We start from the raw sequence: 1,076 nt of genomic DNA, 5'->3' as shown, positions 1-1,076 counted from the left end.
ACACATTCAACCAGCTAAGTCTGACGACCCGTTCCCTACGGTCACTTAAGCTGCTCGAACGTCAGGAATGCCAAACGTTATATGAAACCGTCTAAAAATCTAAAAATAAAAACCGAAAAGAGTTGAGCAGAGATGAGTATTGAATTTAAAGGATTAGCTTTATCAGAAATTATATTTATCGGTAGAACATTCGATGAATATGTACGAATGTTTGATCTATCTAATGAAGATATTAGAAATCATGAAATTCTGGATGCCCCTTCTGGCGCATGTTCATTTACAGCGATTGCAAATTCAAGGGGTGGCAATGTTACCGCAGCAGATATTGCCTATTACCATACGGGAGATGAACTGTACAACAAGGGGGATGGATGATATCCGACAGGCAGTATCAGGATTATTTAATGTAAAAGATCAATATGTATGGAATTATTTTCAGGATATTGAATCACTTGAAGATAGTCGCCTAAAGGCGCTACATGATTGTGTAAATCATATGAAATTGACTCCTAAAGTGTATGTTCCATGCAATTTACCAAAGCTACCTTTTGAAGATAAACGGTTTGATATTACCTTGTCCGCTCACTTTTTATTTACGTACGCAGACCGATTAGATTTTGAGTTTCATTTGAATACCATAAAGGAATTATTACGTGTCTCCAAGAAAGAAGTAAGACTTTTTCCATTGGTTGACTTGAAGAGTAATAAATATAGTGAGTTGGAACCATTACTTGAATTTATCCATAACCAGGGTTGGAAGTCAGAGGAACGCATAGTTGATTATGAGTTCCAAAGAAATGCCAATTCAATGCTAAGGATATATAAGGATCTATAACGTTTAATGAAGGTAACTCATGAAGAGACGACATCATATAACAAAATGTTCACGCATCGGCGGACAAGCCGCCTCGGTCCCGGAAAATAAGTCGAAGAAGTAATTGCCGGGACACATCTGCACCACCCAACCGCATCGCGGCCAGTCACTTCGTTCCTTTAGGGTGGTGAGACGTCGTGAACACGGAAACGTTATGTGAAATTGCTCTTTAGACAATGAAGAAGCCCAACCCCATGAAACA

2 protein-coding genes are annotated in these 1,076 nt (G+C 38.8%); both read left to right on the top strand.

The genetic code is table 11. From position 1 onward, the window contains the following. The first annotated feature begins 132 nt into the window (after nucleotides 1-132). The gene (locus ACH8E3_RS16635; RefSeq protein ID WP_458633764.1) at nucleotides 133-375 is read left to right on the top strand and encodes a hypothetical protein; all 243 of its coding nucleotides are present in this window, start codon (nucleotides 133-135) and stop codon (nucleotides 373-375) included. Continuing rightward, nucleotides 368-835 (top strand): hypothetical protein, encoded by a 468-nt coding sequence (locus ACH8E3_RS16630; RefSeq protein ID WP_458633763.1) that lies wholly within the window; start codon nucleotides 368-370, stop codon nucleotides 833-835. Before ACH8E3_RS16635 ends, ACH8E3_RS16630 begins: the two co-directional genes overlap by 8 nt. Nucleotides 836-1,076: the final 241 nt, after the last annotated feature.

The sequence above is a fragment of the Paenibacillus sp. CMAA1364 genome, assembly GCF_054373195.1.
The sequence above is the reverse complement of the archived record's forward strand: the minus strand, read 5'-3'. Positions and strand labels throughout refer to the sequence as shown.